This window comes from Burkholderia sp. PR2, from assembly GCF_052372875.1.
In the GTDB taxonomy this organism is placed as follows: Bacteria; Pseudomonadota; Gammaproteobacteria; order Burkholderiales; family Burkholderiaceae; genus Burkholderia; species Burkholderia diffusa.
On sequence record NZ_JBQRWH010000002.1, the window covers coordinates 333,347 to 354,965 of the forward strand.

Consider the following 21,619-nt stretch of genomic DNA (forward strand, 5'->3'; position numbering starts at 1 on the left):
GCGTAGGTTGGTTGCGTGCCCCGTGCCCCGTTCAGCGTCCGGCTTCCGCTCCGGCGCCGTCGTGCGAATCGCCGTTCGGGTTGGGCGGGCTCATCGCGAGATGAAGTGCGGCCGGGTCGACCGGTTTCACGAAATGCTCCAGAAACCCGGTCGCGAGACAGCGTTCGCGATCCGCGTTGCGGCCATAGCCGGTCAGCGCGAGAAAGATGCACGGCGTGACTTCGTTGATCGCCTTCAGCCGCCTCAGCAGTTCATAGCCGTCCATCACCGGCAGCCCGATGTCGAGGATCGCGACGTCGGGACGGTAAGCGCGGTACGCGGCCAGCGCGGTCACCGGGTCGTGCACGACGGCGACTTCGTGACCGGCCTCGCGCAGCCATTGCGCGAGCGTCGACGCGGCATCCTCGTTGTCGTCGACCAGCATCACGCGCCGGCCGGTGCGGCCCGGCGCCATGTCGCGGATGCCGTGCGGCGGCTGCGGCGCGGCCATTGCCACGGCTTTCGGCCGGTACTCGGGCAGTGAGATCGTAAACGTGCTGCCGCAGCCGGGTCCGGCGCTGTCCGCGCGCACCGTGCCGCCGTGCAGGGTGACGAGACTGCGCACGAGCGCGAGGCCGATACCGAGGCCGCCGTGCGCCTGCTTCGCGTCGCCGTCGAGCCGGTAGAACGGCTCGAAAATGCTGTCGAGGCGGTCGCGCGGAATGCCGGCGCCGTTGTCGCTTACCTCGACGAGCGCGGTGCCGTCGGCGCCGCGGGCCGCGCGCACCGAGATGTCGCCGCCCGGCAGCGTGTATTTCGCCGCGTTGGTCAGCAGGTTCGCGACGACCTGCGACAGCCGCACCGAGTCGCCGTGGCAGCGCGCGTCCGGATCGGTGTCGACATGCAGGCGGTGACGGCGCTGCTCGAACAGCGGACTCGCGACCTCGACCGCGCGGTCGACGATGTCCGCGAGCTGCACGGGTTCCTTCTTCAGCGTGATCTTGCCGCGCGTGATGCGCGACACGTCGAGCAGATCGTCGATCAGCCGGACCATGTGATCGAGCTGCCGCTGGATGATCGCGATCTCGTTCGGCGTCGCCTGGCCGTCGCGATGGCGGATCAGCTCCAGCGCGAGCGAGATCGGCGTCAGCGGATTACGCAGCTCATGGCCGAGCACCGCGAGAAACTGATCCTTCGCCTGATTCGCGTCACGAAGTTCGCCGAGCAGCCGGTCGCGCTCGGCATTCGCGGCGACGAGCTTCTCGCGCGCGGCGACGTGCTCGGTCACCTCGACCGCGCTGACGATCACGCCGAGCCCGTCCGCGAGCGGCTGCGGATTGAAGTGCAGCCGGTACACGCGGGCGTCGTCCGGCTCGGGCCGGTCGCGGTGCTCGCTGATCGTCGTCGAGCGGCCCAGCGTGCGGGCGGTTTCCAGCGCGCGCACGATCGCCGGCGTATCGCCGCCGGGTAGCACCGAGGTCAGCCGCTGGTCGACGATGTCGGTCCGGCCGCACAGCTCCGAGAAACGATGATTCGCGAGCACGATCCGGTGTGCGGCGCCCGACAGCAGTGCGATCGGCAACGGCGCGTGCATCAGGACGCCGTTGCGTTGCTGCTCGGCGTCCTCGCGACGGCGGATCTCGTCGCTCAGCGCGCGCGAGCGCTGCTGCGACAGCGCCAGCGTCAGGTGCAGCTCGTTTTCGTCGTTGCGCAGCGATGCGTCGGGCAGGATGCGGCGATGCAGCGCGCATACATGGCGGAACGTTTCCGATTGCTCGACGCTTGGAAACACGTCGCCCGGATAGCCGCAGTAAAGCGAGAAGCGATGTTGCTCGATCAGTTCGTTCCATAGCGCTTCGAGCCGCAGCGCACCGGCGTATCGCTCCTGCGCGCACAGCAGCGCGACCATTTCGCCGAACACATGCACGGGCCGGCCGGCGCGGACCGCCGCTTCGACGATCGTGCCGATCGAGCGGCGAAAGCGCGCGGGGTCAGGGAGGTCGCCGTCCATGAAGCTGTCGAGCAGCGTTTGCGCGCTCGACATGAAGATGCGCTCGCGGGCCGCGTGGCCGATCGGTGCGCCGAGCGTGCGCAGGCGTTCGTGCACCGCCGCGAGGCAGTCGGGTCGCGCGATCACGATCGCGCTGCCGCCCGCGCGCAGCGCATCGGCCGCGAACAGTGCGACTTCCGACACGAGCTGCGCATCGGACTCGTAGAACTGGACGAAGTGATCGGCCCGCATCGGTGCCGATTCCAGCAGGGGAGATGCAGTTTTCATCGCTCACGACCAGACAATGCCGTTGGCGGCCGGCGATTCCGTGCCGCAGCCATATCCGGGCCGACGCGAGCAAGCCGCGTGCCGCGCGTGCCCCCATGCCCGAGGGCCGTGCGGCACGAGCCCGGCATGCGCGGGCGGTGCCGGGTGACGCTGCGTTTGTAAATTCTGCCGCGGATCGCAGGACGGATGCGCGATCAGGGGGGCGCGGTAGAGGCGGCTCGACGGTCCGTCCCGAACCGGAGTGGTCTCGCCGGTCAGTGACAAGGCCGGACGAACCCGCGGCGCGTCGGGTGGCGCGGCGCAATCCCGGCGCCCGAAGGCCAAATGCTCAGAACTTTACGCGCAGCCCGTGCGACGCGCGGCGACCGGTGCTCGCGGTCATATCGATCGATGGAATCGTCCGATGGACGCGAGCCGGGTCACGGGGGGAGGGATCTTCCTATGCAACGGGGTGCCGTGCGGCGCGAGGCCGATGTGCTACGCGCGAACGCCTGTCATCAGGAAAACGTCGTCGCGACCATGATGCCGAACACCAGGCCGAGCGCGATGCCGGTCAGCCGGCCGTAGATGGATGCGCGCACATTGTCGTCCAGCTCGAACGGCGAGCGCTTGTGCTTCCATACCGTGCTGAATGCCACCGGACGGGTCAGCAGCACGGTGCATGCGATCAACACGGGTGTCGCGACGAGCATCGCGATGCGCGGCCCGTTCCAGTCGACGCCATGCATCATCAGCGAAACGAGCACGGCGAGCGGCACCTCGACGCACAGGCCGAGCAGCGATCCGCCGACGAAGGAGTCTCCCGGTGATTGGAGCATGGTCGTCCGTCCGTTCGAATGAAAGCCGCACCCGTTTGCGAGCGGCTGAAAGGGCGACCGCGGCCCTTGTCGGAGGCCATGGTCGATCGTGTGGCCGGATGTTAAGGCAAATTGTCGACAGGTTGTCGGCTATTCAAGCTATTTAACAAATGTTCGATGGAAACCGGGTATCGTGCGCGGCACGGGACGAGCGCGCCGTGGTACAAGTCGGGCTTCGCACGCTTCGTGCGCGACGCGGCGCGGTACGCCGGCGACGCGCGTCGGGCGGCCTGAGCGGCAGCGATCAGCGAACGACAAGGACTCGACCGCACACCGCTCAGGCCCGAAAACCCGATCTGAACGCGATTCGACAGCGCGCGTGCAGTCGCAAAGCATTGCCGATCAATTTCCCGGCCGGTGCGCTGAACGAGTCGGCATGGATCCTGTCGCGATTCGACGGCTGCTGGCGCTGGTTCGCGGATCGGGACGATTCGCGGTGGTATCCGGCGGCCCGGATGTTCCGGCGCACGGAGCCTGGGCGCAGGGACGACGTGATCGAGCGGTGGCGCGTGCACTTGAAACCAACCAGGGGACTGCAACATGATCGAACATCTGACCAATCATCCGGCGACGATCGCCTGCAAGGTGTGCGGTGCCGACGCGGACATCTGCGGCGTGGTCGATTTCTCGCGTTGCGGCGCGGACATGATCGCCGGGAAAAAAGTCGATCCGTTCGTCGGCGTGCCAATCTACTACTACGCATGCAGGCAATGCGGGTTCACCTGCACGCCGGCCTTCGACCACTGGACGCACGATGATTTCGCGCGTCACGTGTACAACGACGACTACGCGCGCCACGATCCGGAGTATCTCGAGCATCGTCCGCAGCAGCATGCCGACCTGATCTGCACGAGCTTTCCGTCGATGCGGGAGAACCGCATTCTCGATTTCGGCTCGGGGCTCGGGCTGCTGGAAAAGAAGTTGTCCGCGCGCGGGTTCGCGAATGTGACCTCGTACGATCCGTTCAGCCATCCCGTCGCGCCGCAGGGGCAATTCGATGCGATCCTGTCGTTCGAAGTCTTCGAGCATCATCCGGATCCCCGCAGCCTGTTCGCCGACATCATCCGGTACAGGGGGCCTGCCGGCGCACTGTTGTTTCAGACGTCCCTGATCACGCCGGAGATCCTTGCGCGTGGGATCGAGCAATGGTGGTACTGCGTGCCGCGCAACGGGCATATTTCGTTCTATACGAGCCAGGCGCTGACGCTGCTGGCGACGCAGCATGGGCTCGAATTCGGCTCGTTCAGCCCGGAATTGCACGTGGTTTTCGATCGTGCGTCGGCGCCGGGGTGGCTTTCGAAGTTCTTTCAGTGAAATGGGGGGCTCAGTCAGCCGCGACATCGGTTGCCAGGAATCCGAGACGCCATTGTTCAGGAGGCGATCCATCATCCCGAGCCGGATATCCACACCACGCACGTCGCCCGGCAGGCGTGAGATCGGCCTCATTCGCGGCTTTCACCGTCGATGCCGTCCGGCCACGGAGATGAAGCCTCGCGCGAGGCAGTGCCGTTCGCGCGTCGGCCGCCGTTCTTGATGCAGGTCACGTGAGACGCCGAAGCGTCGGATCAGGATGAACGTGTTCGGCCGACAGCGCCGGCCAATGCCGGCCCGCGCCTGTCGCTCCTCGCGGCTCGGCCGCGGCCATCGGAGGGCTCGTCATGGATCACGGGAATGCACACGTCGTCTGGTTCGACGACCTGCGGCGCGGCGACGTGGCGCGCGTCGGCGGCAAGAATGCGTCGCTGGGCGAATTGATCGGCAACCTGTCCGCACAGGGCGTGAGCGTGCCACCCGGGTTCGCGTCGACAGCGGACGCTTACTGGCGATTCATCGATGCAAACGGATTGAGGCAAGCCATCGGCAGCACGCTCGAGGCATTCGGCGCACGCAAGATGGCGCTCGCCGAGGCCGGTGCGTCGATCCGGCAGGCGATCCTCCGCGGAGACTGGCCCGACGACATCGCCGACGCGATCCGGGACGCGTATCGGCAACTGTGCCGACAGGCCGGCGGAGACGACGTCGATGTCGCCGTGCGCTCGAGCGCGACCGCCGAGGATCTTCCCGACGCGAGCTTCGCGGGTCAGCAGGAAACCTATCTGAACGTGCGCGGTGAGCATGCGCTGCTCGCGGCGTGCCGCCGGTGCTATGCGTCGCTGTTCACCGACCGCGCGATCTCCTACCGCGAAGAAAAGGGCTTCGATCACTTGCGCGTCGCGCTGTCGATCGGCGTGCAGCGGATGGTGCGTTCGGACCTCGGCGCGGCCGGCGTGATGTTTTCGCTCGACACGGAAACAGGATTCGACAAGGTGGTGCTGATCAGCGCGGCATGGGGGCTTGGCGAGAATGTCGTGCAGGGCACCGTGGACCCCGACGAATACGAGGTCTTCAAGCCCTTGCTCGGCGATCCGGCGTGCACACCGGTCATCGGCAAGACGCTCGGCGGCAAGGCATGCAAGCTGATCTATGCGCGCGACGAGAATGCACCGACCCGCAACGTGCCGACCTCGAAAGCCGAGCGTGCCACCTTCGTGCTGGCGGACAGCGACATCCTGGCGCTTGCGAAGTGGGCCTGCGCGATCGAGGCGCACTATGGCCAGCCGATGGATATCGAGTGGGCGAAGGACGGCGTAAGCGGAGAACTGTTCGTCGTGCAGGCACGTCCCGAAACGGTGCAATCCCGGCGCGAATCCAGCGCCATCAAGACCTACCGACTTGGTCAGACCGGCCGCAAGCTGCTCACCGGCGTCAGTGTCGGCGAGGCGATCGCGGCCGGCAGCGTGTGCGTGATCGAAAGTCCGCACGACATGGGGCGATTCGTCGACGGCGCGGTACTGGTGACGCACACGACCGATCCCGACTGGCTGCCGGTGATGCGTCGCGCCGCGGCGATCGTCACCGATCATGGCGGCCGCACGTCGCATGCCGCGATCGTGAGCCGCGAGCTCGGATTGCCGGCCATCGTCGGCACCGGCAACGCGACCCGCATGCTGCACGATCAGCAGGAAGTGACGGTGTCGTGCGCGGAGGGCGAGGCCGGGTTCGTGTACGAAGGCATCGCGCAATACCACGTGGAGGCGATCGACCTGACCGACCTGCCGGCCACCCGTACGCAGGTCATGCTGAATCTCGCGAATCCGGCCGCAGCGTTCAGGTGGTGGCGACTGCCCGCCGATGGAATCGGGCTCGCGCGCATGGAGTTCGTGATCAGCAACCATATCAAGGTCCACCCGATGGCGCTGGCCCACTACGACGCGCTGACGGACGCGCATGCGAAGCGCGAGATCGCCGCCCTGACGTCGGGGTACGACGACCCGTCGAACTATTTCGTCGACCGGCTGGCGCACGGCCTCGCGCGTATCGCGGCGGTCTGTCATCCCGCGCCGGTGATCGTCCGCATGAGCGACTTCAAGACGAATGAGTACGCGCATCTGGTCGGCGGCGCGCAGTTCGAACCGCTGGAAGAAAATCCGATGCTCGGATTTCGCGGCGCGTCACGCTACTATTCGCCGCGCTACCGTGACGGATTCTCGCTCGAATGCCGGGCCATCGCGCGGCTGCGAAACGGCATGGGATTCAGGAACGTGGTCGTGATGATCCCGTTCTGCCGGACGCTCGACGAGGCGGACCGCGTGCTCGAGGTCCTGGCCGCCAACGGCCTGAAGCGCGGCGAAGACGGATTGCAGATCTATGTGATGTGCGAAATCCCGTCGAACGTCATCCTGGCGAGCCAGTTTGCGCAGCGCTTCGACGGCTTCTCGATCGGAAGCAATGATCTGACCCAACTGACGCTCGGCGTAGACCGCGACTCGGCGGAATTGGCCGGGTTGTTCGACGAACAGAACGAAGCCGTGAAGTGGATGATCGCCCGCGTGATCGAGTCAGCCCGCAACGCGGGGGCGAAGGTCGGCTTGTGCGGCCAGGCGCCGAGCGATCATCCGGCATTCGTCGATTTTCTCGTGGCGTGCGGCATCGACTCGGTTTCCGTCAGCCCCGACAGCTTCATCGCGGTCAAGCGGCGCGTGGCCGTCGCGGAAAGCGCTGCGCCCGGTGAGCGTGCGTCGCCGGAATGAGCCACATCCAGTCGGCGTTGCCGCCAATTGTCGCGACCTGCTCGCGTATCGAAAAGAGCGCCGACGAGCGTTCGCCGCTGACGAACGCGTCGTCGATCTGACGAAGCCGCCGGATTTCAGCAAATGCACGGAAATGCGCGCAACCGGCACGCGCAGCCGCGCGTACTCGAGCGCTTCCCGTGCGATCCGATAAAGAACGGAGGCTGCCGCGGCGTCCACGCCGGTCCAATCTTCACACCATATCGTGAGGGCAAATCCTGCGCGAGCCCTTCGTGAAGCTCGGAAGCGAGACGGGTCCGTTCGGCCTCGCGGGTACGCTGCAATGTGCGCGCCAGTTCGCGCAGCGCGTGTCGCGATTCACGCCATTCCCGCTCGGTCGCATTGCGCCGCGTGACGTCCTGGAAGGTCAGCAGAACCGACGCGCGGGAGGATTCGGCTGAACCGACCGATTCCCGAGCGTGGCGGCGCGCATACGACCGTCCCGGATCGGAATGGACACAGGGTCATGCCATGCCCGTGCGCGGTCGGCCATCTTCCGAGCGAGCGAATGTCACCTGCAGTACAGGATGCACGTCGGTGAGCCAATGATCGCCGGTAAAGAGTCCGTAGTGGTCGCAGTCGTCGATGTCGACGCGTTGCCGCGCATTCGCTGCGAGACCGCTGCACATGGCCAGCGCGGCATGGGTCTGGCCGGCACCGGTGACGGCATCGCATTTGCCTTCAACGGTCATCAACGCGATCGAGCGCAGCGCGGCGGGATCGACCCGCTGGCCGTGAACGTGCCAAGTCCGGTTTGCCAGGCATGCCCGCTGGAAAACGATGTCGACCGTATCGAGGAAGTACTCGGCGGGCATGTCGAGGAGCGTCAGGTATTCCCGCAGCGCGCGGCGTGCGGTTGCGAGTGCGTTGGCGTCGCCGCTCGACACCGCTCGTCGATAGCGATCGACCAGCGCCACGTAGTGTTGCGGATAGGCGAGCGCGATCTCGGCACGCTGCAGATAGGCCGGAAATACCTGTCGTCCGTATCCGGCGAAGCCCTGCGGCACCGTATCGATCAGCGTGGCGCGACACCAGTCGAGCGAATGCGAGCGGGCCGCGATCCCGAGCGCACTCGGATTGATGCGGGCATCGAGGGGGCCACCGATCAACGTCAGGCTCGCAGGCAGCGCGGCATCGCGTTGTGCGCGCAGCGCGATGGCGCCGAGCGACGGAAACGTCGCCTGACAGACTGCGACGACGTGCACCGGTCGCGCGTCCGCAAGCAGGGTATCGATGAAACCGTCGAGCATCGACACGTATTCGTCCAGGCCGAATCGGCCCGCATCGCGCGGCACATCGCGCGCATTGATCCAGTCGGTGATGCAGACGTCGCCGTCGGCCAGCAGGGTCTCGACCGTCTCCCGCATCATCACGGCCACATGGCCGGCCAGCGGCACGCAGAGCAGGATCACGCGTTGCGCACCCGCGTGCGAGAAGCGGCGCAGCGTGCAAAACGGAGTGTGCGCGACGATCGTTTCGTCGAGGTCGATGCGACGGCCGCCCACGTCGATCGACTCGATGGCGAACCGTGGCGCGTCGGGCTGCAGGTCGAGCAGGGGTTCGAACAGGTCGGTGTAGTACGACGAAGCGGCATCGGGCCAAAGGCCGCATGTGAACCGCGCCGCCGTGTCCCACGTTCGCAACCATTGCCGTTGCTGTTCGATCAGGTCATACCACATGGCGCATGGGCGGGAAGTCGCGTGAAATTCGGACAAGCCTACTGTCGCCGGATCATGCGGCGACGGGTTGACTTGCATCAGCGTCGCCCCGATCGCCGGTGCATAAGCTGGTGTACGGATCCCGGACGGATGCACGGAGTGGAACATGGACACGTCTCGACGCATGCTCGTCGTCTTCTACTCGCGCAGTGAAACGACGACGGCGGTCGAGCGGCGGCTTGCCGACCGCGAACGGCACATGAGCGCGTAGCGGGCAACGTGACGGCGCGGACGACGCGCGCGTCGCCCGATGCGTGACGGTCGATCACACGACCGTCGATCTGCGAGCCGGTCGCCTCGCGGACGACGATGACGGCCCCATGCCTTGCCCGAACCACGGAATCTCGGCACCGAGCGAGGCGACATACCGTGCCCAGCCTCCCGGGTTGTCGGAGAACAGCCACGCGCATACGGGCTCCGCGAGGGCATCGCGATCGAGCGGCTCGTCGAGCAACAGCTGCGGCCACAGACAGTATGCGTGGAGGACCGCGCGCGTGAATTCACGCACGGTCATGTGCGCGAACACCTGATTCAGCAGTGGAATGTCCGCGAGCATCGGCTGCGCGGCCAGCAGCGAATCTAGCGTCCTGTCATCCGGTTCGTATTCGAGCACGCAACTGAGCGTTCGCAGGATGCTGCCCAGGTGCACGAGCAAGGCGCGGCGAGCTTCGGCTTCGTTTGGCATGGGTGGCGTCCGGATTGGCGGAACGGATTGCTCCGCGTGTTTCCTTTAAATCTATGAGCGACGTCGCGCGAGAACGTTGATGGCGGTCAATCACAGCAGTCAGGACCGTTCGGCGACGGTGGCCTCAGCAGCGCGCGTATTGCCAGAGAGGGGGTGCACGCCGCACCAGGCGACGGGAAGTTCGACGCGAAGACCGGGCAAGCAATCCGGGGCTGTCCCGCGAGGCGTGCGCATCGGTGTTTCGATGGGCTCGCATCAGACGAATCGGGGAACGTTTCGGTCGCTCGCGTCTGCCGGATGACCTGCATCAAGAACGATTGCCCGGCAGGAGCGAATATTGATGTTCTTGCATGTCGACCTCTACATGTGCCGTGCCGTCTGCGTCTTCACGTTCATGATACGGACACCATCATGCCCGCCTTGATTACGAACACGTTGAATCGCCAGATCATTTCCCGTTCCGAAGCATCGGCACCGAGCGTGTCAGCTGCTACGCCTCACCAGCATCACCGGATCGACGCCGATGGCGACCGGCTGCTGAGTCCGCACGAAATCGCGATCCTGATGGTGCTCGCCAGCGAGCCGCGCCGCCAGCAGGGCGACCCCGTCGACCTGCGCTGCCTCGTCGATCGCGGTCTCGTTCGACTGGATGCAGCGTCGCTTGCCGAGGCGCCCGCCTGCCTGTCGGCCGACGGGCGCCAGATGGTGTTGCGACTCGCCAGAAGCGATCGCGCCAGGCAAGGGCGCAACGTCGACGTCACGACTGCATTTCGCGCGATCGCGGCGGAAACATCGGCCGGGATTGCGCTCCACGCCGCGCGCTGACCTGTATCAATTCCGCGCGGCGCAGCGGGAATTACCGTTGTCTTCATCGATTGCGGACAGGAGTCGATGGCCATGAAAAGCGACAGCGAGCTGAAGAAGGACGTCGAACAGGAACTCGAGTGGGATCCGTCGATCGATGCGGTGCGCATCGGCGTCGAAGTGCACGAACGCATCGTGACGTCGACTGGTCAGATGGGCTCGCTGAGCGAACGGCGGCTTGCCTTCGATGCCGCGTGGTCGGCGCCGGGCGTGCGCGACGTGGTCGATCAACTTACCGTTGCATGATGGTTCGGGCGGCGGCGGACATCGATCGATGGTCCGCCTTGCCCCGGCCGGGAGAACGAACATGAATGCCGCGATGCTCTGTACCCGCGATGTCGCCATGTGTTCGGCACGCGCAACCGTCGTCGAGGCGGCGGAAATGATGCGCGACGCGCACGCCGGCGATCTGATCGTCGTGCGCGAAGAGGAGGGGCGATGCGTGCCGGTCGGCATGGTGACCGATCGCGACATCGTGCTGACGGTGGTCAGCCCCGATGCGGAGGCCGGTTCGCTGTTCGTCGGTGACATCATGTCGGCGCCCGTCGCGACCGCGAACGTCGACGACGACATCTGGCTGCTCGCGAAGCGGATGCGCCAGCACGGCGTCCGTCGATTGCCGGTCGTCGGCGACGACGGCGAGCTCATCGGCATTGTCTCGCTCGACGATATGCTGCGCGCGGCCGCGGCGCTGCTCGACGAGTTGCGGCTCGTGGCGGCCCGCCAGCCGTATTTCGAGGAGAAACAGCGTGGCTGATCCGGTCGGTTCCAGCTTCCGTCGCGCTGTGCATGACGCAGCGGCGGTCTCGATGCAGGTGCGACGCGCCCCTCGGACGCGCGCGATCCCATGACACGCGGCCGGCATACCGGCCCGTGCACCCCGATGCGCCGGTGGCTCGGCGCAATCGGTCTCTGCCTGCTGCTGTCGAGCGCGACGACGTGGCTCGGGGCGATCCACGACCATCCGGTGAGCACCGGTGTCTTGACCGGCATGACCGCGCCGGAGTGTGGGCGCGTGAGTGCGCGGCCGGCTGGATCGCTGCTGATGACACCGATTCCCGAATACGACGTCTGCCTGCCGCTGTTCGTTTATCGCGCATCGTATCCGGATGCCGCGAGCGACGTCGCGTCGTACCGCACCTGGATTCTGCAGCAGCGGGTCGGTGAATTCTGGCAATTGTTCGGCTATGTGCTTCTGCTGTGGGCCGCGATCCTGGGCCTCGTTGCCGGCCCGATATGGATCTTCCGGCGGCGGGCCGGATATCGTCATCGCGCCTCGCGGCGTGGCGCGACCGATGATCGAAGCGGCATGCGCTCGCGCGGCAAGCAAGGGGGCAATCATGACGATTTCCGGTGAATTGAACGCGGCGGACTGGACCGTGGCGATCGAAACGGTTGGCGTCGCGACCGGCGGCTATAGCTGCCGTGTCCACGTGATGGTCCGCTCGCCCGACTGCAAGTGCGAGCATGTCTTTCCGCATCACCGGGTATTCGCGACCGAGCGCGAGGCAGCGCTGGAGGGATTGCGCAGCGGAATGACATGGATCGAAATGAAGAAATCGGACACCTTCACGTACTGACGGACGGTGGTGCTCACCGTCATCTGCGCTGTATTCGAACCGGCGAGCACGGCGATACGAACCCTGCGCGCGGCATGACCTGAGACCTGCGAAGGCCGCGTCGCCGGCATTCCGCCGGGCTGCGGGCATGCGTTGATCCCGATCAAAGCCGCGCGGCACGGCCTCAATACGATGGATCGCATCTCCGCGAAGAGTGACGACCATGAACAGGCTCAGACGCGCATGCCGCGTGCTCGTGCTGTGCGCGTCGGCGTGCTGCCTTCCGACGCAGCCGGCACATGCCCAGCATGGGCGTCATGTCCCCCGCCAGGAATTTCACCGCAGGGATTTCCACGGGCGGGACTTTCGCCACTTCGCGCCGAGGGAGCGTGCGCGATGGCAGGGCGGTCGATGGGTGCAGGACTGGCACGGCGGGCGTTACGCGTGGTGGTGGATCGTCGACGGCTACTGGTACATCTATCCTGAACCGATGTATCCGTATCCGACCTACATTCCGCCGGCGATCGTCGTTCAGCGGCCGCCACCGACCCCGGCCCGGCTGCCGCCGGCACGCGCGTGGTACTACTGCAACGACCCGCGCGGATACTATCCGTATGTCGCGTCGTGCAATGGCGTGTGGACCGCGGTTCCGTCGACCCCGGGCCCCGCGCCGCAATGACGGAAGCGACGCTTGTCCGCAACGAAGCGGCCGGATACCGGCTGCACGATTGCGCGCGAGCGACGCGGGAGGGCACATGATGAACGGATTCTGGCCGGACGCTGACGTCGACGACGTGCTGCTGGCGGATTGGTATGAACTGACGATGATGCAGGCCGCGTTCGATGCCGGAATGAACGACACGGCCAGCTTCGAGTTCTTCGTGCGGGCGCTGCCCGAGCATCGGGCATTCCTGATGGCGGCGGGACTGGAGCACGTGCTCGACTATCTGGAGGGCCTGTGCTTTACGGCCGCCACCCTCGAGCGACTGGCCGCGACCGGGCGCTTGCGAGCGGAGTTCCTCGCTTCGCTCGCCAGCTTCCGCTTTACGGGCACCGTCGACGCGATGCCGGAAGGCACGGTGTTTTTCGCCGACGAACCGATCCTGCGGATCACGGCGCCGCTTCGCGAGGCGCAGTTCGTCGAGAGCCGCGTGATGAACCTGCTCCATTACGCGACGCTGGTTGCCAGCAAGGCCGCACGCGCCACGCTCGTCGCGCATGGCAGGTTGCTGGTCGACTTCGGCCTGCGGCGCGCGCATGGCGCGGAGGCGGCGATGCTGTCCGCGCGGGCCAGTTACCTTGCAGGATTTTCCGGCACGGCGACCCTGCTCGCCGGCTTGCGTTACGACATTCCCGTCTATGGCACGATGGCGCATTCATACGTCCAGGCGCACGACGACGAAGCGCTTGCGTTCGAGCATTTCGCGCGATCGCAGCCGGATAACGCGTTGCTGCTGATCGATACGTACGATACGGAGCACGCGGCGCACAAGGTAGTCGAACTGGCGCGGCGGCTTGCGCCCGAGAACGTGCACATCAAGGGCGTCCGGATCGACAGCGGCGATCTGGCGGCGCACGCGCGCAACGTGCGCGCGATTCTCGACGACGGCGGCCTGACGGATGCGACGATCTTCGCGAGCGGCAATCTCGACGAACACCGGCTGCAGGAACTTGTCCACCAGCATGCGCCGATCGACGGTTTCGGAATCGGCACACAGATGAGTACGTCGGCGGACGCACCGTGCCTCGACTGCGCGTACAAGCTCGTCGAGTATGCGGGCCGGGCGCGCTGCAAACGCTCGGAGGGCAAGGCCACGCTGCCCGGCCGCAAGCAGGTGTTTCGGGAATACGGCCCGGACGGGCGAATCACCGCCGACAGCATCGGACTCGACGGCGAACACATCGACGGAACCTCGCTGTTGCGGCCCGTCATGATCGGAGGGGCGCGACTCGCTGCCCCCACGCTCGGCGAGAGCCGCATTCACGCAATGCGCGAACTGTCCACGCTACCCGATCCGATGCATGCGCTGATGCCCGTCATGCCGCTGCAGCCGGCGATTTCTCCGGCGCTGTCGGCACTCGTCGCGCAGGAGAATGCCAGGTTGGACACGCCCGCTGGGCAGCAAGCGGCATGATCGATGCCCATCTCCCGGCCGGCCGCGCGATCACGCTGAGCGACAAGGTGGCCGCGTTGCGCATGCCCGCAGCGTGGCCAGACGGCACGGGATCGGTCGAGGCCGTGGAGACGCACATGTCATGGGTATTCCTGACGGACCGGTACGCGTGGAAGCTCAAGAAGCCCGTGCGCGCGCCGCAACTCGATTTTCGAACGCTGGCCGCGCGGCATCGCTTCTGTTGCGAGGAGGTGCGTTTGAACCGTCGGCTCGCGGCCGACGTCTATCTCGACGTGGTGCCGCTCGTCATCGACGCCCGCGGTTGCTTGCATGCGGACGGACCTGGCGAAATCGTCGACTGGCTGGTCAGGATGCGGCGCCTGCCGGCTGCACGCATGCTCGACCGCGTGTTGTCGCGTGGCATGGCTACGGCAGGTGATGCGTGTCGCATCGCGGCTCGCCTGAGCGCGTTCTACCATACCCTGGCACCCGCGCGAATCGACGGTTCGGCTTATCGCGAAGCGCTGCGTTGCACGATCGACACCAATGAACGCGCGTTGTGCAAGCCACTCGCGGGCCAGTCCGCGGATACCGTGCGGACGCTCTGCGCGCGGCAGCGATCGTTGCTCGTCTGTGAAGCCGCGCGCTTCGACCTGCGTGTGCGACAGGGGCATGTCGTCGAAGGGCACGGCGATCTGCGTCCCGAACACGTCTGCATCGACGATCCGGTCGCGATCATCGATTGCCTCGAATTCTGCAGACGACTGAGAGTCCAGGATGCGGCCGACGAGGTCGGCTTTCTCGCGCTCGAATGCGAGCGTCTCGGCGCACCGGGTTTCGCGGACGCGCTCGTCAATGCCTATCGCTCCGCGAGCGGCGACGATGTCGATGACGGATGCGTGAATTTCTACCAGAGCTGCCGGGCCATGACGCGCGCGCGGCTCGCCGCGTGGCACCTGCGCGAGCCCGCATTCAGGGCGACGCCGATCTGGCGCGATCGCGCGAGCACGTACGTCGCGCTCGCCCGGCGGCACGCCGACGACTGCGAGCTTGCTTGGGTGGCAAGCCATGTCAGCGCCGCAGCAGGTCCGTGAGCGAGCCGCCGCGATGGATACGCGCAATCGCCTCGGCAAACAGCGGCGCGCTGTCGAGTATCGCGAGCTTGTCCCTGAGCGGCCCGGCCGGCACGCGCCAGGGCGGCACCGTGTCGGTCACGGCGATGCCGGCGAGCGCGTCGCCGCCGAGCAGGTCCGCCGCGTCTTCAAAGAACATCCCATGCGTCGCGACCGCGTAGACGGATTGCGCGCCGAGCGTGCGGCAATCCTCGGCCGTGCGGGCCAATGTCGTCCCGGTGCCGATCAGGTCGTCGACGATGACGGCGCAACGGCCGGCGACCTCGCCCACGATCGGCTTGGGTGTCACGATGCCGCCGCTGCGCAGCTTGCCGGCGAACGCCGCGTCGACGGGGCGCCCGGTGCGCGCTTCCAGCCGTGCACGGAAGTCCTCGGCTCGCCGCACGCCCCCTGCGTCGGGCGATACGACCACGACCGGCCGGTCGCTGGCTTGCCCGGCGAACCATTCGACCAGCATGCCGTTCGACTCGAGATGCTCCGTCGGGCAGCGAAACGCGTTCTGGAACGCCGCGATGTTGTGGATGTCGATCGTGACGACGCGATCGACGCCCACAGCTTCGAGCAACGTGGCGACATAGCGCGTGGATACCGGGTCGCGCGGCTGGGACCGACGGTCCTTGCGCGAGTAGCACAGGTAGGGCGTCACCGCGCAAACGCGTGCGGCCGACGCGTCCTTCAACGCGCCGATGAACAGCAGCAACCGGCACAGCTTGTCGTTGACGGAACTGCCTGGCTCGCCGTGCAGCGACTGCACGACGTAGACATCGTGTCCGCGCACGCTGACAAGCGCACGCGTCTTGTGTTCGCCGTCCTCGAACGGACGTTCCTCGTGCGCGGCGAGCGTGACGCCGAGACGGGCCGCGATTCGTTCACCGAAGGCGCGACACGAGGCGAAGGCAAACAGGCTGAAAGGGAGTCGTTCCATGGCATGGCTACCTCGATTCATGCAGTTATCGGGCGTTGCGAATCATGACGCGCTTTGACGTGTTCAACGGTGATGCGGACGGCATCTGTTCGCTTCAGCAGCTCCGGCTCGAGATGCCGGCCGAGTCGGTGCTCGTGACGGGGCCCAAGCGCGACATCGCGCTGCTCACGCGCGTGCCGGCTGCCCGAGGTGACATCGTCACCGTCCTGGACGTTTCGCTCGACGCGAACCGCGCGGCACTCGATGCGCTGCTGGCGCGCGGGGTCGACGTCGACTATTTCGATCACCACATGCCCGGCGCCGTGCCCGCTCATCCGCACCTTCGCGCGCATATCGACACGGCGCCGGACACCTGTACGAGCATCATCGTCGACCGGTACCTGGCGGGCCGGCAGCGACTCTGGGCGGTGGTCGGTGCCTATGGCGACAATCTCGTCGGCGTGGCCGGCAAGCTCGCCGCCGCCTGCGGCCTGACGGATGCCGATGCCTACCGTCTGCAGGTGCTTGGCGAATCCGTGAACTACAACGGTTACGGCGATCGCCCGGACGATCTCTTGATGGCACCGCTGGCCGTGTATGCGGCGGTGCGGCAATATGCGAACCCGCTCGAGTTCGCGAGATCGCCCCTCGCGCGGCGGCTCGACGCCAACCGGCGACGCGATATCGCGCGTGCGGAGCGACAGCGCGCGAACATCGCGCTGCCGGGGGCGGACGTCTATATCCTCCCCGCCACGCGCTGGGCGCGTCGCGTGCGCGGCGTTTTCGCCAATCGGCTCGCGCGTGGCGACGCGGCACGCGCTCACGCGGTGCTGACGTTGTCGGTCTCGGGTGGGTACACCGTCAGCGTTCGCGCGCCCGTCGCCGCGCCGTATGGCGCCGATCGTCTTTGTCGCGCATTTCCGGAAGGCGGTGGCCGGGAAGGGGCGGCCGGCATCAACCGGCTCGCGCCGGAGCGCCTCGACGCGTTCGTCGAGGCGCTCGCGAACGCGTACCCCGCCGCGTGAGCCGACGCAGGCGCGTTCATCGGTGCGGTACGGCGTAGCCGGAACGGATGTCATCGGGACGCTCCTGAACGGTGGCCGTTGCGCGGCAGGACTCGCTGCAATCGTGGCGCCGCGCATTGCCGGGCGGTTGACGCAGGTCAAGCCTGCCGGCCGCCCCGCCCGGGAAGACGAGCCACCATCATCGGCGGGGAGAGGCGTCGTGGAGCACCATGCGGAGGTAGTGCGCGGCGGGCGCTGCTCGGCACGATTGCATCGGCGCTCGCGCTCCGGACCGACGCGCTGTATTCGACGGCGGCCGCGCTCGATCTGCTCGCGTTTGCCGAATGGCGCGACCGGTCCATCCGGCTGAGTGCCGCGGGCCATGTATTCGCGCAAAGCGACGACGATGCCCGGCGGTGTCTGTTTCGCGAGCATGTCGTCCGGTCGTGCCGCTCGCCGAGCATATCGACGAAGTGCTGGGCGAACGCGAAGGGCATCGCGCACCGCGCGAGCGTTTCGAGCTCGAACTGGAGGATCATCTCGATCCGCGCAGCGCGGACCAGACGCTGCGGGGCGTGATCGACTGGGGCCGCTATGCGGGATTGCTCGACTACGACGACCATACCCGCACGTTCGGCCGCTGACCGCTCGGGCTGCATGTCGGTCGCGTGCTTGATCGGCATCAAGCGTCTCACGGCCGGGCGTGCGACGCTGGATGAACCGTCGACGCAACCGCGTCGATCCGGCAGACACGCTCCGTAACTCGACGTCAATGACCGTTCACGGGAGGACTGACCATGAACTGGCTTTCCGAATACTTCGCCCAGCGCACGAGCCCGCTGGCGCTTTCGCTCTGGGTCCATCCGCCGCTCGCGCTCGGGCCCGACGGCCCGATCTGTCGGGAGCCTTACCGCCTGCCGTACCCGGGCGTGGAACTCGTTTTCACACCGGCGGAGGCGGTCGAGCGCGGCGGGAAGATCTACACGCTGCCGGCGCGTTATGACTCCAGGGGGCTGCTTGCCGCGCGCAGCACGGCGCATGACGAGGCCACGTCGTTCTTCCGCGAGGTGACGATTTTCGCGCCGTCGCAGTTCAATTGCGACTTCGTCGTGACGGTCAACGGCGAATTTTCCTTCGTGCCGTCGTTCTGGCAGGACGGGTCGCCCGGTTTCTCGGGCGTCTGCGCGCCCGCCGCGAGCGGTTGCGCGACCGGTGAGAAAGCCGGTCCACCGTGGCTGTTCCAGGGATATCTCAGCATCTAGCGTGCGTTCCCGCCATCGGCGGGAACCGGCGTCACGCGCGCTCGTCCGCGCGTGTTCGCCAGAAGGCGAGGCACGCGAGCGCGCCGAGCATTCCGCCGAGATGTGCGAAATGCGCGACACCGCTCGTGTCGCCGCTGAGGCCGGACAGCAGTTCGGTCAACGCATAGCCGGTCGCGAAGAGCCATGCGGGCATCGGTACCGGTGGAAACAGCAGCACGACGCGTCGTTTCGGAAACAGCACGGCATAGGCGATCAGCGCGCCGAAAACGCCGGCCGACGCACCGACGGTCGGTGCGTCGCTGGGCGGCAGGGCCCGGATCACCGCGAGCTGCGTGATCGCGCCGGCCAGCACGCTCGCCAGATAGAGCGCGAGAAAGCGCGCGCGCCCGAGCACGCGTTCGACGTCGCGTCCGAACATGTAGAGCCCGAACATGTTGAACGCGATATGGGCGAGGCTGGCATGCAGCACGCTGTAGGTCAGCAACTGCCAGACGTGGAAACCCGGTGTCGCCGGCACGCCCGGTCGTGCCGGCGGCCATAGCGCGAACAGATCGATGAGCACCGGCCAGCCGCTCGCCTCGGCGATGAACACGGCGAAGTTCACCAGAATCAATGCGTAGGTCATGGCGGCGGAATCCGCGGGACGGAGGTGGCGTTGCCGGCCAGCGGTGCGGCCGGAATCGAATTTCACGACTAACCGCCACGTTATCGGTGGCACGTGCGTGGCCGTTGAGGCAGATCATGGACGGTCGCCGCCTCGCCGCCTCGCCGCCTCGCCGCCTCGCCGCCTCGCCGTCCGCGCCGCGTCAGGCCCCGACGGCGAGCGGCAGGTTGACGTGCGTCAAGCCTGCCCGGGGCGCCGCGCTTACCCTGAACTCGGGAAACATGCGTCGCCGCGGGGCGGTGCGCATGCGTATCGTCCATGCAAAGGGCAATGGGAGCTTCATCATGCACATCGGAAGAATCAGTACCCAACCGGTCGAAACGTGCACGGCCGAATGCAGTGCGTTTGAACTGGCCGATCGCATGCGGCACGCGCACGTCGGCGACATCGTCGTGATCGAGTACCGCAATGGCGAAGCCATTCCGATCGGCCTGATTACCGACCGCGACCTGGTGATCGAGGTGATGGCCCGCGGCGACGATCCGGGCGACGTGACGGCCGGCCAGATCATGTCGCGGGGTCTCGTCGTCGTGTCCGACACGGACGAGATCGGCGTCGCGCTCGAAGAGATGCGCCGGTCGGGCATTCGGAGACTGCCGGTCGTCGACGACGCAGGCCGCCTCGTCGGTATCGTGACGCTCGACGATATCGTCGAGCATCTCGCGGGGTTGCTCGGCGGCGTCGTGGAAGTCGGCAAGCTGCAGCAGATCGAGGAGCAGCGTTTCCGCGCGTGACGTTGCGGGGCCGGCGCCCGGCGCGGCCGGGCGGCTTGCCCGAGGCATGCGCCCCGCGCGCTCATGTGCGCAGCGTGACGAGCAACGGCGCCCAGAACGTGCGGCTTTCGTACGCCGCGGCATCGCAATCGGTGTCGAAACGAATTGCGATCGCGGCTTCGGCTTCGGTGAGCGGGTCGGCATGCCCGATCTGCCGGGCCAGCACGGCGGTGTCGGCATCGGAGGCATCGCGTCCGCGCGCCGCCCGGGCAGCGACGCGCGCGGTGAGCGTTGCCCGACTCGCGGTGAAATCGAGCATTGCGACGCGCACGCCGAGCCGTGCGGCGAGGGCGACGAACGCCGAACGGTTGTGCTGGCGCAGGAACGTCGCGTCGACGATCGCCGTGTAGCCGCTGTCGAGGACCACACGCGCCTCCGAAAGCAGTCTTTCGTAAATCTCGTCGATCGCCGTGTCCGAATAGGCGCCGGGGGACAGGCGGGTGTCGGTCGATGCACCGGCTAGGCGCTTGCGCTCGACGTCGCTGGACAACCTTATGGCGCCGAGTTGCGCGGCCAGCGCCCGGCTGGCCAGCGATTTGCCCGAGCCGGAAACCCCGTGACACAGGAGCAACACCGGTTGCGCTTCGCGTCGCGCATCGGCCATCGCCGACGCAATGCGCAAGTAGCCGGCGCGCGCCGCTTCGTCGCCGCGCAGTCGGGCGGTCAGCGCGCGTACCAGCGCACGGTAGACGAAGTAGCACGGCAGCACGCCCAGTGCCGCATGGTCGCCCGTGCGTGCCAGCCAGCCGGAAAGGAGGCGGTGGGCACAATCCGCACGTCCATGAGCGGAGAAATCCATCAGCGCGAACGCAAGATCGCTCGCCACGTCGATCCAGCGCAGCGTGTCGTCGAATTCGATGCAGTCGAACATCAGGATCCGGTTCCGCCAGCATACGATGTTGTCGAGATGCAGGTCCCCATGGCACGCGCGCACGAAACCGAGCGCATGCCGATCGGCGAGCAGCGGTGTGATGCGGGTCAGTTCGGCTTCGTACCAGGCGCGCAGCGCGGCTTCTTCCGGCACCGTGACGTCGAGCGTGTCGAGCAAGGGCCGGCACTGGGCGGCGACGCTCGCTGCGCTGCCGGCACGGCCGCGTGGCGCACGGCGCGACGCGTGCAGATGATGGCGGGCCAGCGTATCGGCGAGGGCGTCCGCATCCGCCAGACCGTCGTCGTGCGATGCGCTGCGAACCGACAACATCGCCCGCGCGTCGAACCGGCGCATGCGCACCACGTACTCGCCAGGCACCGTCTGCTGCTGGCGCCGGCGCTGGCGCCCGCCGGTCGGCACCGGTGCAGCGAACGCGCATCGCCGGCCGTGCGAGACGAGCGGCCAGACACCCAGATACAGCGGGCCGGCGAACGGCCGATTGAGCGTGCACTCCGCGAGCGCGCAGCGGCGCCGCAGTGCGGGCCGCATGAGATCGACGAAGGCGAAGTGCACCGGCTTGATGCGCTTGTACGCGTAGCGCCCGGCCAGATAAACGACGGACAGGTGGGTTTCGATCCGCTCGATCCGGCCCGCGGGGTGGGGATAGGTGGCGGGTCGGCGCATTGCGCGATCGAATTGCGTCGACTTTCGTCGGGCATCTCCGCGACTCAGCGCGAACGGAACATGCGGCGATCGGGGCATGATGAACGGATCGGTTATACCGGGCGCGCGTTCGGGTTGCCGCACCCGCTGGAGTGGGTTCGAAACGAGCATCGGGCATGGCA

20 protein-coding genes and 1 pseudogene are annotated in these 21,619 nt (G+C 66.9%); 14 read left to right on the forward strand and 7 right to left on the reverse strand.

What is annotated here, in order from left to right:
• Positions 1–31 precede the first annotated feature (31 nt).
• Together ACT2FV_RS13080 and ACT2FV_RS13085 are read right to left on the reverse strand one after the other, a co-directional pair.
• Positions 32–2,221: an ATP-binding protein gene (locus ACT2FV_RS13080; RefSeq protein ID WP_444504043.1), complete on the reverse strand. Its 2,190-nt coding sequence runs from the start codon at positions 2,219–2,221 to the stop codon at positions 32–34.
• 533 nt (positions 2,222–2,754) lie between these two features.
• Positions 2,755–3,075 carry a hypothetical protein gene (locus tag ACT2FV_RS13085; protein ID WP_124625365.1) on the reverse strand — a complete coding sequence of 107 codons (321 nt, stop codon included), beginning with the start codon at positions 3,073–3,075 and terminating at the stop codon, positions 2,755–2,757.
• A gap of 579 nt (positions 3,076–3,654) precedes the next feature.
• Between ACT2FV_RS13085 and ACT2FV_RS13090 the strand changes: the two genes are divergently transcribed.
• Both ACT2FV_RS13090 and ppsA read left to right on the forward strand, forming a co-directional pair.
• On the forward strand, positions 3,655–4,428 hold the full coding sequence (locus ACT2FV_RS13090) for a class I SAM-dependent methyltransferase (RefSeq protein ID WP_444504044.1): 774 nt from the start codon (positions 3,655–3,657) through the stop codon (positions 4,426–4,428).
• A 344-nt stretch (positions 4,429–4,772) separates the two neighbouring features.
• A complete protein-coding gene (ppsA, locus tag ACT2FV_RS13095) occupies positions 4,773–7,184 on the forward strand; it encodes a phosphoenolpyruvate synthase (protein WP_174907500.1) in 2,412 nt (803 codons plus the stop codon).
• Positions 7,185–7,687: 503 nt separating this feature from the next.
• Here ppsA and phaZ read toward each other — a convergent pair.
• Both phaZ and ACT2FV_RS13105 read right to left on the reverse strand, forming a co-directional pair.
• On the reverse strand, positions 7,688–8,902 hold the full coding sequence (gene phaZ / locus ACT2FV_RS13100) for a polyhydroxyalkanoate depolymerase (protein WP_444504045.1): 1,215 nt from the start codon (positions 8,900–8,902) through the stop codon (positions 7,688–7,690).
• A 304-nt stretch (positions 8,903–9,206) separates the two neighbouring features.
• The gene (locus tag ACT2FV_RS13105; RefSeq protein ID WP_444504046.1) at positions 9,207–9,626 is read right to left on the reverse strand and encodes a hypothetical protein; all 420 of its coding nucleotides are present in this window, start codon (positions 9,624–9,626) and stop codon (positions 9,207–9,209) included.
• A 297-nt stretch (positions 9,627–9,923) separates the two neighbouring features.
• On the opposite strand from ACT2FV_RS13105, the gene ACT2FV_RS13110 reads away from it, so the two are divergent.
• From ACT2FV_RS13110 to ACT2FV_RS13145, 8 genes are all read left to right on the forward strand, one after another.
• Positions 9,924–10,451, forward strand: coding sequence for a hypothetical protein (locus ACT2FV_RS13110; protein ID WP_444504047.1), 528 nt, complete (start codon positions 9,924–9,926; stop codon positions 10,449–10,451).
• Between the two features lie 72 nt (positions 10,452–10,523).
• Entirely contained in the window at positions 10,524–10,736 is a 213-nt protein-coding gene (locus tag ACT2FV_RS13115; protein WP_444504048.1) for a BON domain-containing protein, read from the forward strand.
• A gap of 61 nt (positions 10,737–10,797) precedes the next feature.
• Complete coding sequence (locus ACT2FV_RS13120; protein WP_444504049.1) at positions 10,798–11,247, forward strand: CBS domain-containing protein; 450 nt, start codon at positions 10,798–10,800, stop codon at positions 11,245–11,247.
• Positions 11,248–11,472: 225 nt separating this feature from the next.
• The gene (locus ACT2FV_RS13125) at positions 11,473–11,847 is read left to right on the forward strand and encodes a hypothetical protein (RefSeq protein WP_444504050.1); all 375 of its coding nucleotides are present in this window, start codon (positions 11,473–11,475) and stop codon (positions 11,845–11,847) included.
• On the forward strand, positions 11,831–12,070 hold the full coding sequence (locus ACT2FV_RS13130; protein ID WP_151047991.1) for a hypothetical protein: 240 nt from the start codon (positions 11,831–11,833) through the stop codon (positions 12,068–12,070). Before ACT2FV_RS13125 ends, ACT2FV_RS13130 begins: the two co-directional genes overlap by 17 nt.
• A 394-nt stretch (positions 12,071–12,464) precedes the next feature.
• Entirely contained in the window at positions 12,465–12,728 is a 264-nt protein-coding gene (locus ACT2FV_RS13135; RefSeq protein WP_236873007.1) for a hypothetical protein, read from the forward strand.
• A gap of 79 nt (positions 12,729–12,807) precedes the next feature.
• A complete protein-coding gene (locus ACT2FV_RS13140) occupies positions 12,808–14,184 on the forward strand; it encodes a nicotinate phosphoribosyltransferase (RefSeq protein WP_444504272.1) in 1,377 nt (458 codons plus the stop codon).
• On the forward strand, positions 14,181–15,257 hold the full coding sequence (locus tag ACT2FV_RS13145) for a hypothetical protein (RefSeq protein ID WP_444504051.1): 1,077 nt from the start codon (positions 14,181–14,183) through the stop codon (positions 15,255–15,257). Before ACT2FV_RS13140 ends, ACT2FV_RS13145 begins: the two co-directional genes overlap by 4 nt.
• On the opposite strand, the gene ACT2FV_RS13150 is transcribed toward ACT2FV_RS13145, so the two are convergent.
• Positions 15,235–16,221: a ribose-phosphate diphosphokinase gene (locus ACT2FV_RS13150; RefSeq protein ID WP_444504052.1), complete on the reverse strand. Its 987-nt coding sequence runs from the start codon at positions 16,219–16,221 to the stop codon at positions 15,235–15,237. The genes ACT2FV_RS13145 and ACT2FV_RS13150 overlap by 23 nt on opposite strands.
• A 44-nt stretch (positions 16,222–16,265) precedes the next feature.
• On the opposite strand from ACT2FV_RS13150, the gene ACT2FV_RS13155 reads away from it, so the two are divergent.
• The 3 genes and pseudogenes from ACT2FV_RS13155 (at position 16,266) to ACT2FV_RS13165 (ending at position 18,466) form a co-directional block, all read left to right on the forward strand.
• Positions 16,266–17,225, forward strand: a complete 960-nt coding sequence (locus ACT2FV_RS13155) for an acetyltransferase (RefSeq protein WP_444504053.1) — start codon at positions 16,266–16,268, stop codon at positions 17,223–17,225.
• 78 nt (positions 17,226–17,303) lie between these two features.
• A pseudogene (locus tag ACT2FV_RS13160) lies at positions 17,304–17,848 on the forward strand (AAA-associated domain-containing protein).
• 153 nt (positions 17,849–18,001) lie between these two features.
• Complete coding sequence (locus ACT2FV_RS13165; RefSeq protein ID WP_124625339.1) at positions 18,002–18,466, forward strand: hypothetical protein; 465 nt, start codon at positions 18,002–18,004, stop codon at positions 18,464–18,466.
• A 31-nt stretch (positions 18,467–18,497) separates the two neighbouring features.
• Here ACT2FV_RS13165 and ACT2FV_RS13170 read toward each other — a convergent pair whose 3' ends face one another.
• Positions 18,498–19,091, reverse strand: a complete 594-nt coding sequence (locus ACT2FV_RS13170) for a rhomboid family intramembrane serine protease (RefSeq protein ID WP_444504054.1) — start codon at positions 19,089–19,091, stop codon at positions 18,498–18,500.
• A gap of 323 nt (positions 19,092–19,414) precedes the next feature.
• On the opposite strand from ACT2FV_RS13170, the gene ACT2FV_RS13175 reads away from it, so the two are divergent.
• The gene (locus tag ACT2FV_RS13175) at positions 19,415–19,864 is read left to right on the forward strand and encodes a CBS domain-containing protein (protein ID WP_444504055.1); all 450 of its coding nucleotides are present in this window, start codon (positions 19,415–19,417) and stop codon (positions 19,862–19,864) included.
• A 61-nt stretch (positions 19,865–19,925) separates the two neighbouring features.
• Here ACT2FV_RS13175 and ACT2FV_RS13180 read toward each other — a convergent pair whose 3' ends face one another.
• Positions 19,926–21,536 carry a bifunctional aminoglycoside phosphotransferase/ATP-binding protein gene (locus tag ACT2FV_RS13180; RefSeq protein ID WP_444504056.1) on the reverse strand — a complete coding sequence of 537 codons (1,611 nt, stop codon included), beginning with the start codon at positions 21,534–21,536 and terminating at the stop codon, positions 19,926–19,928.
• Positions 21,537–21,619: the final 83 nt, after the last annotated feature.